Origin of the sequence: Mycolicibacterium wolinskyi str. Jessa 2025 (genome assembly GCF_049241375.1) — a bacterium.
In the GTDB taxonomy this organism is placed as follows: domain Bacteria; phylum Actinomycetota; class Actinomycetes; order Mycobacteriales; family Mycobacteriaceae; genus Mycobacterium; species Mycobacterium wolinskyi.
This window is the reverse complement of sequence record NZ_CP185960.1, coordinates 4,029,221-4,043,565: the sequence shown is the minus strand read 5'-3', so window position 1 is coordinate 4,043,565 and position 14,345 is coordinate 4,029,221. Positions and strand designations below refer to the sequence as shown.

Here is a 14,345-nt window from a genome sequence, read left to right as displayed (position 1 = left end):
GAGAACATTTATGCCCGTGGAGCCAGCAGATCGGCGACGGCGTTGCCGTGGCCGGCTACCACGGGTTCGAGCTGGCCTGATCAGCGGCGCTGAGCCTGCAGCAGCCAGAACGACGCGTCGGCCCCGTTGTGGGGCAGCGTCGTCGTCTCGGTGGTCAGCGAGGTGATGTCCCACCCCGCGTCGCCCAGCGTCGTACGTAGCGTCTCCTCCGAAACCGTCGGCGCACCCCAGTCGGGCTGCTGCAGGTTGGCGTCGGAGAACGCGCCGAGCAGCAACGTGGCACCGGGCCGGGTGGCCCGGTGCACGGCGGCGGCGTAGCTGCGCTTGCCGTCGTCGTCGAGGCAGTGGTACATCCCGCTGTCGATCACGGTGTCGAAGGCGTCGTCGTACCCGTCGAGGCGCGTGGCGTCGGACACCGCGAACGTGATCTTCACGCCCGCGTCGGACGCGCGGCGCTCGGCGGTGATCAGCGCCGTCGGGGAGATGTCGAGTGCGGTGACCTCGTAGCCCTGCTGCGCGAGATAGATCGCGTTGTCACCAAGACCGCAGCCGATGTCGAGCACATGACCGTGCACCAGACCGGCTTCGGCCCAGGCGACGACATTTTCTTTCGGCGCCTTGGTATCCCAGGGCGGCGTGGTGATCGGCGGCACACCTTCGGCGGGGCTCTCGCCGCGGTACAGGGCATCGAAGTCGAACGGGGAACCGGGGGATGTCATTTTCGTCAGGATAGTCGCGCTCTGTTAAGCTGCCCGGCAGTTCGACGTCCTTTAACGATCCGTCCAGAGAGGCGGAGAAGGAGGTCAGGGTCTCACCATGGGCTCTTCAGGTACCGACCGGGAATTGCTGTCCGCGGCGGACGTCGGCCGGACAATTTCCCGCATCGCCCACCAGATCATCGAGAAGACCGCGCTGGACGATCCCGCGGAGCGGGCGCGCGTGGTGTTGCTGGGCATCCCGACGCGCGGCGTGATCCTCGCCACGCGGCTCGCCGACAAGATCAACGAGTTCGCCGGTGTCGAACTGCCGCACGGTGCGCTCGACATCACGCTCTACCGCGACGACCTCAACTTCAAGCCGCCGCGTCCGCTCGCGTCGACCTCCATCCCGGCCGGCGGCATCGACGACGCCGTGGTCATCCTTGTCGACGACGTGCTCTACTCGGGCCGCTCGGTGCGCTCGGCGCTCGACGCGCTGCGCGACATCGGCAGGCCCCGCAGTGTCCAGTTGGCCGTGCTCGTCGACCGCGGCCACCGCGAGCTGCCCATTCGCGCCGACTATGTCGGCAAGAACGTGCCGACCTCACGCAGTGAGAGCGTCCACGTGCTGTTGACCGAGCATGACGACCGTGACGGGGTGGTGATATCCAAGTGAGTGCTCGGCATCTGTTGTCGGCGGCGGATCTCTCCCGCGACGACGCAACCGCGATCCTCGACGACGCCGACCGCTTCCGCGAGGCGCTGCTTGGCCGTGAGGTCAAGAAGCTGCCCACGCTGCGCGGCCGCACGATCATCACGATGTTCTACGAGAACTCGACGCGTACCCGGGTCTCGTTCGAGGTGGCGGGCAAGTGGATGAGCGCCGACGTCATCAACGTCAGCGCCTCGGGATCGTCGGTGGCCAAAGGCGAGTCGCTGCGCGACACCGCGCTGACACTGCGGGCGGCAGGCGCCGATGCGCTCATCATCCGCCACCCGGCTTCGGGTGCCGCGCAGCAGCTCGCGGAGTGGACCGCCGAGGAGGACGGCGGCGGGCCTTCCGTGATCAATGCGGGCGACGGCACCCACGAGCATCCGACCCAGGCCCTGCTCGACGCGCTGACGATCCGGCAGCGGCTCGGCGGCATCGAGGGCAAGCGGGTGGTCATCGTCGGCGATGTCCTGCACAGCCGCGTGGCCCGGTCCAACGTGACGCTGCTGGCGACCCTGGGCGCCGAGGTGGTGTTGGTCGCACCCCCGACGCTGTTGCCGACGGGCGTCGCCGACTGGCCGGTGTCGGTGTCCTACGACCTCGATGCCGAACTGCCCGCGGCCGATGCGGTGTTGATGCTGCGCGTGCAGGCCGAACGGATGAACGGCGCGTTCTTCCCGTCCGCACGCGAGTACTCGGTGCGCTACGGGCTGTCGGAGAAGCGGCAGGCCATGCTGCCGGACCGCGCGGTGGTGCTGCACCCCGGCCCGATGCTGCGGGGCATGGAGATCGCCTACCCGGTGGCCGATTCATCGCAATCGGCGGTGCTGCAACAGGTTTCAAATGGCGTCCACGTGCGGATGGCGGTGCTGTTCCATCTGCTGGTCGGCGCAGACCGGGAGGCGATCAGCGTATGACCGCGCAGAGCAGAGGTAACACGGTGTTGATCCGCGGGGTGCGGCTCTACGGTGAAGGTGACGCGGTCGACGTGTTGGTCGACGACGGTCAGATCGCCGAAATCGGTGCCGGGCTGGCGATCCCGGACGCGGCCGAGGTCATCGACGCTACCGGGCAGGTGCTGTTGCCCGGGTTCGTCGACCTGCACACCCATCTGCGCGAGCCCGGCCGCGAATACGCCGAGGACATCGAAACCGGCTCCGCCGCAGCGGCATTGGGTGGGTACACCGCCGTGTTCGCGATGGCCAACACCGATCCCGTCGCCGACACCGCCGTCGTCACCGACCATGTCTGGAACCGCGGCCAACAGGTCGGCCTGGTCGACGTGCACCCCGTCGGTGCGGTGACCGTGGGACTCGAGGGCAAGCAGCTCACCGAGATGGGCCTGATGGCGGCAGGCGTCGGTCAGGTGCGGATGTTCTCCGACGACGGTGTGTGCGTGGACGATCCGCTGGTGATGCGCCGGGCGCTGGAATACGCCACCGGGCTGGGAGTGCTCATCGCCCAGCATGCCGAGGAGCCGCGGCTGACCGTCGGCGCGGTAGCGCACGAGGGGCCCAACGCCGCCAAGCTCGGCCTCACGGGCTGGCCGCGTTCTGCCGAGGAGTCGATCGTCGCCCGCGACGCGATCCTGGCCCGCGATGCCGGGGCCCGCGTGCACATCTGCCACGCCTCCACCGCAGGCACTGTCGAGTTGCTGAAATGGGCCAAGGCGCAAGGTATTTCGATCACCGCCGAGGTGACACCGCACCACCTGCTGCTCGATGACACCCGGCTCGCGAGCTATGACGGGCGCAACCGGGTCAACCCGCCGCTGCGTGAGGCCGGCGACGCCGAGGCACTGCGTCAGGCATTGGCCGACGGCGTCATCGACTGCGTGGCCACCGACCACGCACCGCACGCCGAGCACGAGAAGTGCTGTGAGTTCTCGGTCGCGCGCCCGGGCATGCTGGGTCTGCAGACGGCGCTGTCGGTCGTGGTGGAGACCATGGTGCGGCCCGGCCTGCTCGACTGGCGCGGCGTGGCCAAGGTGATGAGCGAGGCGCCGGCCGCCATCGTCGGCCTGCCCGACCAGGGCAGGCCACTGGAAGTGGGGGAGCCGGCCAACCTGACGGTGGTCGACCCGGACGCGACCTGGACCGTGGCAGGCACCGAGTTGGCCAGCCGGTCCGACAACACGCCGTTCGAGTCGATGGAGCTGCCCGCCACCGTGACCGCGACGTTGTTGCGGGGGCGGATCACGGCGCGTGACGGGAAGTGTGAACGGTGAACACCCCCACGCTGATCGCCTCATTGGTGATGGCTGCGGTGCTGGCGCTGCTGATCGCGTTCTTCATCCGGCAGATGATGCGCGGCTGGTTGCACCGGGCGCAGCGGCAGGCCGAGCTGATCGGCACCCTGCCTGCGCTGCCCGATACCGTCGGGCAGTCGACCGTGCCCGCCACCAAGGGTCTTTACGTGGGCAGCACGCTGGTGCCGCATTGGAACGACAAGGTCGCCGCCGGTGATCTGGGGTTCCGTGCCAAGGCGGTGCTGACGCGCTACCCCGAGGGAATCATGATGCAACGCAGTGGGGCCGGACCGATCTGGATTCCCGCCGAATCGATCACCGCGATCCGCACCGAGCGTGGCATCGCGGGCAAGGCGCTCACGTACGACGGCATTCTGGCGATCCGGTGGCGATTGCCGTCGGGCGCCGAAATCGACACCGGCTTCCGCGCGGACAACCGCGCCGAACTCGACCGCTGGCTGGAGGAAAAAGCATGACAACGCGCAATCAGGCCGTCTTGGTGCTCGAGGACGGTCGCGTCTTCTCCGGCACCGCGTTCGGCGCGATCGGACAGACATTGGGCGAGGCGGTGTTCTCCACCGGAATGTCGGGCTATCAGGAGACGCTGACCGATCCGAGCTACCACGGCCAGATCGTCGTCGCGACCGCGCCGCAGATCGGTAACACCGGCTGGAACCGCGAGGACGGCGAAAGCCGTGGCGACAAGATCTGGGTCGCCGGGTACGCGGTACGTGATCCGTCGCCGCGTGCGTCGAACTGGCGCGCCGACGGCACCTTGGAGGACGAGCTCGTCGCGCAGGGCATCGTCGGCATCGCCGGTATCGACACCAGGGCGGTGGTGCGCCACCTGCGCACCCGCGGGTCGATGAAGGCCGGAGTGTTCAGCGGCGATGCGCTGGCCGAACCCGACGAGCTGTTGGAGCGCGTGCGCAGCCAGCCGTCGATGCTCGGCGCGAACCTGGCCGGCGAGGTCAGCACCGAAGCTACATATGTGGTGGAACCCGAAGGCACGCAACGCTTCACGGTCGCGGCCGTCGACCTCGGCATCAAGACGAACACGCCGCGCAATTTCGCGCGCCGCGGCATCCGCAGCCACGTGTTGCCGTCGTCGGTGACCTTCGAGCAGATCGCCGACCTCAAGCCCGACGGGGTTTTCCTGTCCAACGGGCCGGGCGATCCCGCGACCGCCGACCACATCGTCGAGGTGACCCGCGAGGTACTGGGTGCCGGGATCCCGTTGTTCGGCATCTGCTTCGGAAACCAGATCCTCGGCCGGGCCCTGGGCCGGTCCACCTACAAGATGGTGTTCGGCCACCGTGGCATCAACATCCCGGTGATCGACCACATCACCGGACGTGTCGCGATCACCGCGCAGAACCACGGGTTCGCCCTCGAAGGCGAAGCGGGGGAGACGTTCGACACCCCGTTCGGCGCGGCCGAGGTGAGCCACACCTGCGCGAACGACGGTGTCGTCGAAGGCATCCGGCTCGCCAACGGCCGGGCGTTCTCGGTGCAGTACCACCCCGAGGCGGCGGCGGGCCCGCACGATGCCAACTACCTGTTCGACCAGTTCGTCGACCTCATGGCGGAGGACAAGCGATGATCTGCTCGGCGAGCGACCACTTTTGTACAGATTTTCGCGGCGTGTCGTGTACAGACACGGTCGCTCGCGGTGAGGGGAACCAGTAATGCCACGTCGCTCTGATCTCAACCATGTGCTGGTCATCGGGTCGGGCCCGATCGTGATCGGCCAGGCCTGCGAGTTCGACTATTCGGGCACTCAGGCGTGCCGTGTCCTGCGTGCCGAGGGCCTGCAGGTGAGCCTGGTCAACTCGAACCCGGCGACCATCATGACCGACCCCGAGTTCGCCGATCACACCTATGTCGAACCCATCACGGCCGCGTTCGTCGAGAAGGTCATCGCCCAGCAGGCCGAGCGTGGCAACAAGATCGACGCGGTGCTCGCCACACTCGGCGGGCAGACCGCGCTGAACACCGCAGTCGCCCTGCATGAGGGGGGCGTGCTGGAGCGTTACGACGTCGAACTCATCGGCGCCGACTTCGAAGCCATCCAGCGCGGCGAGGACCGGCAGAAGTTCAAGGACATCGTCGCGAAGGTGGGCGGCGAATCCGCCCGCAGCCGTGTGTGTTTCACCATGGACGAGGTGCGCGAGACGGTGGCCGACCTCGGCCTGCCCGTGGTGGTGCGGCCCAGCTTCACGATGGGCGGGCTCGGTTCGGGCATGGCGTACTCGGCTGAGGATGTCGAGCGGATGGCCGGCGACGGGCTCGCCGCATCGCCGTCGGCCAACGTGCTGATCGAGGAATCGATCTACGGCTGGAAGGAATTCGAGCTCGAGCTGATGCGCGACGGCCGCGACAACGTCGTGGTGGTCTGCTCGATCGAGAACTTCGATCCGATGGGCGTGCACACCGGCGATTCGGTGACCGTGGCGCCGGCGATGACGCTGACCGACCGCGAGTACCAGAAGATGCGCGATCTCGGTATCGCGATCCTGCGTGAGGTCGGCGTCGACACCGGCGGCTGCAACATCCAGTTCGCGGTCAACCCGAAAGACGGGCGGCTCATCGTCATCGAGATGAACCCGCGCGTGTCCCGCTCGTCGGCGCTGGCGTCGAAGGCCACCGGTTTCCCGATCGCGAAGATCGCCGCGAAGCTGGCCATCGGCTACACGCTCGACGAGATCCTCAACGACATCACCAAGGAAACCCCGGCCTGCTTCGAGCCGACGCTGGACTACGTCGTGGTCAAAGCGCCGCGGTTCGCGTTCGAGAAGTTCCCCGGCGCCGACGCGACCCTGACGACCACGATGAAGTCGGTCGGCGAGGCGATGTCGCTCGGACGCAACTTCATCGAGGCGCTCGGCAAGGTGATGCGGTCGCTGGAAACCAGCCGCGCCGGGTTCTGGACGGCCCCGGATCCCGAGATCTCCGTCGAGCGGGTGCTCACCAATCTGCGGACGCCGATGGACGGCAGGATCTATGACATCGAGCTCGCGCTGCGGCTCGGCGCGTCCGTCGAACAGGTCGCCGAGGCGTCCGGCGTCGATCCGTGGTTCGTTGAGCAGATCGCGGGCCTCGTCGCGTTGCGCGCCGAGCTGATCGACGCGCCGGTGCTCGACGAGGAGCTGTTGCGCCGGGCCAAGCACAGCGGCCTGTCCGATCGCCAGATCTCGGCGCTGCGGCCCGAGCTGGCGGGTGAATCGGGTGTGCGCGCACTGCGTCAACGGCTCGGAATCCACCCGGTGTTCAAGACCGTCGACACGTGCGCCGCGGAGTTCGATGCCAAGACGCCGTACCACTACAGCAGCTACGAACTCGACCCCGCCGCCGAAACCGAGGTGGCGCCGCAGACCGAGAAACCCAAGGTGCTGATCCTGGGCTCCGGTCCGAACCGCATCGGGCAGGGCATCGAGTTCGACTACAGCTGCGTGCATGCGGCGACGACGTTGAGCCAGGCAGGTTTCGAGACGGTCATGGTCAACTGCAACCCCGAGACGGTCTCCACCGACTACGACACCGCCGACCGGCTGTACTTCGAGCCGCTCACGTTCGAGGACGTGCTGGAGATCTACCACGCCGAATCCGTGTCGGGCGAGGGTGGACCCGGTGTCGTCGGCGTCATCGTGCAGCTCGGCGGGCAGACTCCGCTCGGCCTCGCCAAACGCCTTGAGGAGGCGGGCGTTCCGATCGTCGGTACGAGCCCCAAGGCCATCGATCTGGCCGAGGACCGCGGCGCGTTCGGTGAGGTGCTGACCACGGCCGGCCTGCCCGCGCCGCGGTTCGGCACCGCCACGAGCTTCGAGCAGGCCCGTCGCATCGCCGCCGACATCGGCTATCCGGTGCTGGTGCGGCCGTCGTACGTGCTCGGCGGGCGCGGCATGGAGATCGTCTACGACGAGCAGACCCTGCAGGGCTACATCACCCGGGCCACGCAACTGTCGCCGGAACACCCCGTGCTCGTCGACCGGTTCCTGGAAGACGCCATCGAGATCGACGTCGATGCGCTGTGCGACGGCACCGAGGTCTACATCGGCGGCATCATGGAACACATCGAGGAAGCCGGTATCCATTCCGGCGATTCGGCGTGCGCGCTGCCGCCGGTGACATTGGGCCGCAGCGACATCGAAGCGGTGCGCCGCGCGACCGAGGCCATCGCGCACGGCATCGGTGTGGTCGGGTTGCTCAACGTCCAGTACGCGCTCAAGGACGACGTGCTCTACGTCCTTGAGGCGAATCCCCGGGCGAGCCGCACCGTGCCGTTCGTGTCCAAGGCGACCGCCGTTCCGCTGGCCAAGGCCTGCGCCCGGGTGATGCTGGGCGCCACCATCGCGCAGCTGCGCGAGGAGGGTCTGCTGACCGAGACCGGGGACGGTGCGCACATTCCCCGCAATGCCCCGGTCGCGGTCAAGGAGGCGGTGCTGCCGTTCCACCGGTTCCGCAGAGCCGATGGCGCACAGGTGGATTCGCTGCTCGGCCCGGAGATGAAATCGACGGGCGAGGTGATGGGCATCGACCACGATTTCGGCACGGCCTTCGCCAAGAGCCAGACCGCCGCGTACGGATCATTGCCTGCCGACGGCACGGTGTTCGTGTCGGTGGCCAACCGCGACAAGCGTTCGCTCGTGTTCCCGGTGAAGCGGCTGGCCGATCTGGGCTTCCGGGTGCTGGCCACCGAGGGCACGGCGGAGATGTTGCGCCGCAACGGCATTCCGTGTGACGAGGTGCGCAAGCACTCCGAGGAGCCCGTCGACGGCGACACGCGTCCTTCGGCGGTGGACGCGATCCGGGCCGGCGAGGTCGACATGGTGATCAACACGCCGTACGGCAATTCCGGCCCGCGCGTCGACGGTTATGAGATCCGGTCGGCGGCCGTGTCGATGAACATCCCGTGCGTCACCACGGTGCAGGGTGCGTCCGCCGCGGTGCAGGGCATCGAGGCAGGCATCCGCGGCGACATCGGCGTGATGTCACTGCAGGAACTGCACAGCGAGCTGGAATCCCGATAGCCATGGCAGGCTTTGGGCAGCGACTGGCCGACGCGGTGTCGGCCCGCGGGCCGTTGTGTCCCGGGATCGACCCGCATCCGGAGCTGCTGCGGGCGTGGGGTCTGACGACCGACGCGTCCGGTCTGGCCGCGTTCTGCGACATCTGCGTGACGGCGTTCGCGGACTTCGCGATCGTCAAACCGCAGGTGGCGTTCTTCGAGGCCTATGGCTCCGCCGGTTTCGCCGTGCTCGAGCACACGATCACGGCGTTGCGCGATGCCGGTGTGCTGGTGCTGGCCGACGCGAAACGGGGAGACATCGGTTCGACGATGGCCGCCTATGCCGCGGCGTGGGCCGGTGACTCGCCGCTCGCGGCCGACGCGGTGACCGCATCGCCGTACCTCGGATTCGGGTCGCTGCAGCCGCTGCTGGACACCGCCGCCGAACACGGCCGTGGGGTCTTCGTGCTGGCCGCCACGTCGAATCCGGAAGGCGCGAGCGTACAACGTGCCGTCGCCGGGGCGCGTACGGTCGCGCAGTCAATCGTCGATTCGGTTTCCGAGGTCAATCACGCCGCGAACGACGCCATGGGCTCGGTCGGAGTGGTCGTCGGCGCGACAGTCACCGAACCACCCGATCTCAGCACGCTCGGCGGTCCCGTCCTGGTTCCCGGAGTCGGCGCCCAGGGCGGCCGCCCGGAGGCGTTGGGCGGACTCGGTGGCGCCAAGACGCTGCTGCCCGCGGTGTCGCGTGAGGTGCTGCGCGCCGGCCCGACAGTCGGTGACCTGCGCGCCGCGGCCGAGCGCATGCGGGACGCGGTCGCCTACCTGGCCTGACGGGCGCGCCACACCCACACGATCAGGACGGCGACGATCGTCGAGATCGCGGCCAGCGCACTGCCCGCCAGCAGGAAGAATCCGGCGACATCGCCATGGTCGCGGTATTCGTGGACGACCTTCTGGAACGCCGCGTCAGAATCGGCGCGCTCGAAGACGTAGTCGCCGTCGATGGATTCCGGCCGGCTGATGTCGTTGCTCCACCGGGTGAGGTAGGCGCCCGACTCGAGGTAGGGCCGCATGGTGTACGCGACCGATTCGGCCGCGACGGGGCCCGCGAACTCCAGCGTCGGCCGCTCACCCGCGACCGGGTATTCCACCGGATCCATGCGGTGCTCGGCGATCACGTAGAGGTCGACGGCCTGCGGCACCTTCGCCGACCGGGACAGCCGCATCGGGTACACCACCTTGCTGGAGGCAAACGAGAGCCGAAGCGGCTGCAGGTTTCCGGTGAGCTCGGCTCCCGCGGTGTCGGGCGTCAACCGGATCGCGACGATCTCCCAGCCGTCGGCGACATAGGGGGCGATGTTGCGCGACAGGTCGGGCGGTTGCGGAAAACCGTTGTCGGCCAGCCAATCCGCCAATGCGGCCGGATCGTCGGCGGCCAGTCGGGTGATCGAGAACGGCCCGATGCGCTGCTGGCCGAGCACACTGACGTCGGCGCCGGCGGGCGCTCGGTCGGCACCGCCTTCGGCAGCCGCGAAACCGCCCAGCCAGCCGAACGTCGGCCACCACGAGTCGCGGTATTCGATGCGCGGCGCAGTCAGCCGCGCCAACTCCTCGAACACCGCACCGTCCCCGGCGGTGACGTGGGATGCGGTGGGCACCGGCATCACCCACGCCGCCTTCTGCGAGCCGCCACGCACGTTGAACGACATCAGGATGTCCTGCGTGGTGCCGTCCCAGGTGATGAGCGCGCGTTCGTCGACGACGGCCGCGTCGTCGTTGTCCGGTATGTAGGCACCGCAGCCACATGCCCACGCCGGTGCCGCGATGTTCGCGCTCAGACCGACGAACACCATGACAAGGAGGGCACGCAGCATCCGGGCCACGTCCCAGATCGTATGGCCCGACGCGCGTCCGTACGTAGCGCCAGGCCGGCGAATCGGCAGCGCAATCGCCGTGGCGCTACGTACGACGCGATGTCAGTCGAGTGAAAGCCCTTCGATCACAGCGGGATCCAGATCCCGAACAACCAGAAGCCCCAGTTGTTGAAGCCCGGGTTGAAAATCGGGGTGACCCAGTGCCCGTTGTAATTGAACGGCTGATGGTCGAAGCGGCCCTGGTCGATGCCGCGCCAGGCCAGGTTCGGTGGGGGAGGCGGGGGCGCGTCCCAGTGCCCGCCCGGACCACCGGGGCCGCCAGGGCCACCCGGACCGGGACCGCCGGGTCCACCTGGGCCGCCCGGCCCGGCACCGCCGGGGCCACCCGGACCAAAACCACCGGGCCCGCCGGGTCCGCCGGGTCCGCCGGGGCGATCGGGACCGCCGGGCCCACCCGGACCGGGCCCACCCGGCCCACCCGGTCCCTGACAATTGCCGAAATCACACGACGGCCGACCGGGTTGTGCTGCCGACACCCCGGCGCCGAGCGCCAACGGTGCCGCGCCCAGCGCGACGATGAGGGCGGATGCACAGGTCAGACGCTTGATGTTCATGTCCAGCTTCCCTTCGAGCGGGTGAGGTACCCGACCGAGCGAAGGCTATTTAGCTCAGCTGTGTATTCCCTATGCGTGGCTTAGGTGACCGCTAGGCGCCACGACCGGTGATTTTTGACGTGTTCGTCACCCTCCGACACGCCCGACACGCCGTGACCAGCGAAAATTTTCTTGTCGCGGCCCGATGACGGACCCGTGCCGGTGGCCGTCGCGGTGGCGGCGTAGCCGACCGTCGATCGCGGCATGCTCGAAAACCCTTGACCTGCAGGGATATCCGCGAACTCAGGCCGATTCGGCCGCTTCGGCCGGGTCATCGCGGCCGATTTCGGCGGGGCCCCGGAGCGCACTACACGCTGGGCTTTTAGCGCCGTAACCAGGGGGTGGGGTTAGCTTTCGTCGGCCGGCGTGGGTACGGTCGTCGTCGCTGGCTGGTTTGCACTCCAGCCGAAAAAAACAAGTGATGGCCAAAGAAGTAACTGCCAGGAGACGGAGGAACCCGTGGCCCTTCCCCAGTTGACCGACGAACAGCGCGCGGCAGCGTTGGAGAAGGCTGCTGCCGCACGTCGAGCGCGAGCTGAGCTCAAGGATCGGCTCAAGCGCGGCGGCACCAACCTCAAGCAGGTGCTCACCGACGCCGAGACCGACGAGGTCTTGGGCAAGATGAAGGTCTCCGCTCTGCTGGAGGCCCTGCCCAAGGTCGGCAAGGTCAAGGCCCAGGAGATCATGACCGAGCTGGAAATCGCCCCGACCCGCCGCCTGCGTGGCCTCGGTGATCGCCAGCGCAAGGCCCTGCTGGAGAAGTTCGACCAGTCCTAAGGCGCAGAGGTTGAGCGCCGGCCGGGGGGTCGGGCATCGCGCGACCGACGAGCCTGTCACCAAGGCTCCCGTCGTGGTGTTGTCCGGCCCCTCTGCCGTCGGGAAGTCGACCGTGGTCCGCTGCCTGCGGGAACGGCTTCCCGACCTGTATTTCTCCGTCTCGGTCACCACGAGAGCCCCGCGGCCGGGAGAAGTCGACGGTGTCGATTACACCTTCGTCTCGCCCGAACGGTTCCAACAGCTGATCGATGACGGAGCACTGCTCGAATGGGCGGAGATCCACGGCGGTCTGCACCGGTCGGGAACGCCGGCCCAGCCCGTGCGGGACGCGACGAACGCCGGCCGCCGGTGCTGATCGAGGTCGACCTCGCCGGCGCCAGGGCGGTCAAGCAAGCGATGCCGGAGGTGATCTCCGTCTTCCTTGCCCCGCCCAGCTGGGACGAACTAGTCAGCCGATTGTCCGGGCGCGGCACCGAGACGCCCGAGGTCATGGCCAGACGGCTGGAGACCGCGCGGGCCGAAATGGCCGCTCAGTCCGACTTTGACCAGGTCGTGGTGAACCGTCAGTTGGATTCGGCCTGCGCCGAATTGGTATCCTTGCTGGTGGCCAGCCGATGACTGACTGCGCCGGGACCGAGATCGTCGGATCCGCGAGCCACCAGCACGCTGTTCACAAGCATTTTCGCCATAACCGCCAGGAGACTTTTTCGTGAGCACCCCGCACGCCGACACGCAGCTGACCGCTGTGGACGACTTGGGTATCGATTCGTCCGGTGTCAGCGCCTACGACACGCCGCTGGGCATCACCAATCCGCCCATCGACGAGTTGCTGGACCGCGCGTCGAGCAAGTACGCGCTGGTGATCTACGCCGCCAAGCGAGCACGCCAGATCAACGATTACTACAACCAGCTCGGTGACGGCATCCTCGAGTACGTCGGTCCGCTGGTCGAGCCCGGCCTGCAGGAGAAGCCGCTGTCGATCGCGCTGCGCGAGATCCACGAGGACCTGCTCGAGCACACCGAGGGCGAGTAGCCAGGCCGGGGCCGGCTCGTGAGCGCACGTAAGCGAATCGTCGTCGGCGTGGCCGGCGGTATTGCCGCCTACAAGGCGTGCACCGTCGTCCGCCAACTCACCGAGCTCGGGCACTCCGTCCGAGTCGTCCCCACCGAATCCGCGTTGCGGTTCATCGGAGCCGCGACGTTCGAAGCCCTGTCGGGCAACCCCGTGCACACCGGCGTCTTCGACGATGTGCACGAGGTTCCGCATGTCCGGATCGGGCAGGAAGCCGACCTCGTCGTCGTGGCGCCCGCCACCGCGGATCTGTTGGCCCGGGCCGTCGCAGGCCGGGCCGACGACCTGCTGACCGCCACGCTGCTCACGGCGCGATGTCCGGTGCTGTTCGCCCCGGCCATGCACACCGAGATGTGGTTCCATCCGGCGACGCGCGAGAACGTCGCCACCTTGCGCCGTCGTGGCTCGGTCGTCCTCGAGCCCGCCTCGGGCCGGGCTCACCGGCGCCGACAGCGGCGCGGGCCGGCTGCCCGAAGCCGAGGAGATCACCACACTCGCCGGCTTGTTGCTCGAGCGTGGCGATGCGCTGCCCTATGACCTGTCCGGCGTCAAGGCACTGGTGACCGCGGGCGGCACACGCGAACCCATCGATCCCGTGCGGTTCATCGGCAATCGCAGTTCCGGCAAGCAGGGCTATGCCATGGCTCGCGTGCTGGCCCAGCGGGGCGCCGACGTGACGTTGATCGCGGGCAACACCGCGGGTCTCATCGATCCCGCCGGCGTCGATGTCGTGCACATCGGTTCGGCCACCCAACTTCGTGACGCGGTGTCCAAACATGCCCCCGGCGCGAACATCCTGGTGATGGCGGCCGCGGTTGCCGACTTCCGGCCCGCGCACGTCGCCACCGCCAAGATCAAGAAGGGCGCCTCTGAGCCGAGCTCGATCGATCTCGTTCGCAACGACGACGTGCTCGCCGCCGCGGTCCGGGCCCGCGCCGACGGTGAATTGCCAAACATGCGCGCGATCGTCGGATTCGCGGCAGAGACCGGCGACGCGAACGGCGACGTGCTGTTCCACGCGCGCGCAAAGCTCAAGCGCAAGGGCTGCGACCTACTGGTCGTGAACGCGGTGGGCGAGAACCGCGCGTTCGAAGTCGACCACAACGACGGTTGGTTGCTGAGCGCCGACGGGTCCGAGGCGGCACTCGAGCACGGGTCGAAGACACTCATGGCCACCCGTATCGTGGATGCGATCGCGGCGTTCCTGCAGAACCACGGCAGGTGATCCGGTGATCACATCAAGGTGCGGGTAAGGCTTGCGCGATAACGTCCCACACGCTTGGGTTCAACTGGGCGG

12 protein-coding genes and 2 pseudogenes are annotated in these 14,345 nt (G+C 68.1%); 11 read left to right on the top strand and 3 right to left on the bottom strand.

Features of this window, described 5'->3' with window-relative positions:
- Positions 1-80: 80 nt before the first annotated feature.
- On the bottom strand, positions 81-719 hold the full coding sequence (locus ACOI2T_RS19895; RefSeq protein WP_409504717.1) for a class I SAM-dependent methyltransferase: 639 nt from the start codon (positions 717-719) through the stop codon (positions 81-83).
- A gap of 97 nt (positions 720-816) precedes the next feature.
- Here ACOI2T_RS19895 and pyrR point away from each other — a divergent pair, with 97 nt between their 5' ends.
- From pyrR to pyrF, 7 genes are all read left to right on the top strand, one after another.
- Positions 817-1,374 (top strand): bifunctional pyr operon transcriptional regulator/uracil phosphoribosyltransferase PyrR, encoded by a 558-nt coding sequence (gene pyrR / locus ACOI2T_RS19890; protein WP_067845136.1) that lies wholly within the window; start codon positions 817-819, stop codon positions 1,372-1,374.
- Positions 1,371-2,327, top strand: coding sequence for an aspartate carbamoyltransferase catalytic subunit (locus ACOI2T_RS19885; RefSeq protein ID WP_067845137.1), 957 nt, complete (start codon positions 1,371-1,373; stop codon positions 2,325-2,327). Before pyrR ends, ACOI2T_RS19885 begins: the two co-directional genes overlap by 4 nt.
- On the top strand, positions 2,324-3,637 hold the full coding sequence (locus ACOI2T_RS19880; protein ID WP_085141852.1) for a dihydroorotase: 1,314 nt from the start codon (positions 2,324-2,326) through the stop codon (positions 3,635-3,637). The genes ACOI2T_RS19885 and ACOI2T_RS19880 overlap by 4 nt, the downstream gene beginning before the upstream one ends.
- Positions 3,634-4,134 (top strand): PH-like domain-containing protein, encoded by a 501-nt coding sequence (locus ACOI2T_RS19875; RefSeq protein ID WP_409504718.1) that lies wholly within the window; start codon positions 3,634-3,636, stop codon positions 4,132-4,134. The genes ACOI2T_RS19880 and ACOI2T_RS19875 overlap by 4 nt, the downstream gene beginning before the upstream one ends.
- Positions 4,131-5,261 (top strand): glutamine-hydrolyzing carbamoyl-phosphate synthase small subunit, encoded by a 1,131-nt coding sequence (carA, locus tag ACOI2T_RS19870; RefSeq protein ID WP_409504719.1) that lies wholly within the window; start codon positions 4,131-4,133, stop codon positions 5,259-5,261. Before ACOI2T_RS19875 ends, carA begins: the two co-directional genes overlap by 4 nt.
- 85 nt (positions 5,262-5,346) lie before the next feature.
- On the top strand, positions 5,347-8,688 hold the full coding sequence (gene carB / locus ACOI2T_RS19865) for a carbamoyl-phosphate synthase large subunit (RefSeq protein ID WP_409504720.1): 3,342 nt from the start codon (positions 5,347-5,349) through the stop codon (positions 8,686-8,688).
- A 2-nt stretch (positions 8,689-8,690) separates the two neighbouring features.
- Positions 8,691-9,503, top strand: coding sequence for an orotidine-5'-phosphate decarboxylase (gene pyrF / locus ACOI2T_RS19860; protein WP_409504721.1), 813 nt, complete (start codon positions 8,691-8,693; stop codon positions 9,501-9,503).
- Here pyrF and ACOI2T_RS19855 read toward each other — a convergent pair.
- On the bottom strand, positions 9,491-10,546 hold the full coding sequence (locus ACOI2T_RS19855; RefSeq protein ID WP_409504853.1) for a DUF2330 domain-containing protein: 1,056 nt from the start codon (positions 10,544-10,546) through the stop codon (positions 9,491-9,493). The genes pyrF and ACOI2T_RS19855 overlap by 13 nt on opposite strands.
- A 125-nt stretch (positions 10,547-10,671) precedes the next feature.
- The gene (locus ACOI2T_RS19850) at positions 10,672-11,160 is read right to left on the bottom strand and encodes a hypothetical protein (RefSeq protein WP_409504722.1); all 489 of its coding nucleotides are present in this window, start codon (positions 11,158-11,160) and stop codon (positions 10,672-10,674) included.
- Positions 11,161-11,658: 498 nt separating this feature from the next.
- Here ACOI2T_RS19850 and mihF point away from each other — a divergent pair, with 498 nt between their 5' ends.
- From mihF to coaBC, 4 genes and pseudogenes are all read left to right on the top strand, one after another.
- Positions 11,659-11,976: an integration host factor, actinobacterial type gene (mihF, locus tag ACOI2T_RS19845; protein ID WP_003894434.1), complete on the top strand. Its 318-nt coding sequence runs from the start codon at positions 11,659-11,661 to the stop codon at positions 11,974-11,976.
- Between the two features lie 10 nt (positions 11,977-11,986).
- Positions 11,987-12,594: pseudogene (gene gmk, locus ACOI2T_RS19840) on the top strand (guanylate kinase).
- A 91-nt stretch (positions 12,595-12,685) separates the two neighbouring features.
- Entirely contained in the window at positions 12,686-13,009 is a 324-nt protein-coding gene (gene rpoZ, locus ACOI2T_RS19835) for a DNA-directed RNA polymerase subunit omega (protein ID WP_067845155.1), read from the top strand.
- Between the two features lie 18 nt (positions 13,010-13,027).
- Positions 13,028-14,273 (top strand): annotated as a pseudogene (gene coaBC / locus ACOI2T_RS19830) (bifunctional phosphopantothenoylcysteine decarboxylase/phosphopantothenate--cysteine ligase CoaBC).
- Positions 14,274-14,345: the final 72 nt, after the last annotated feature.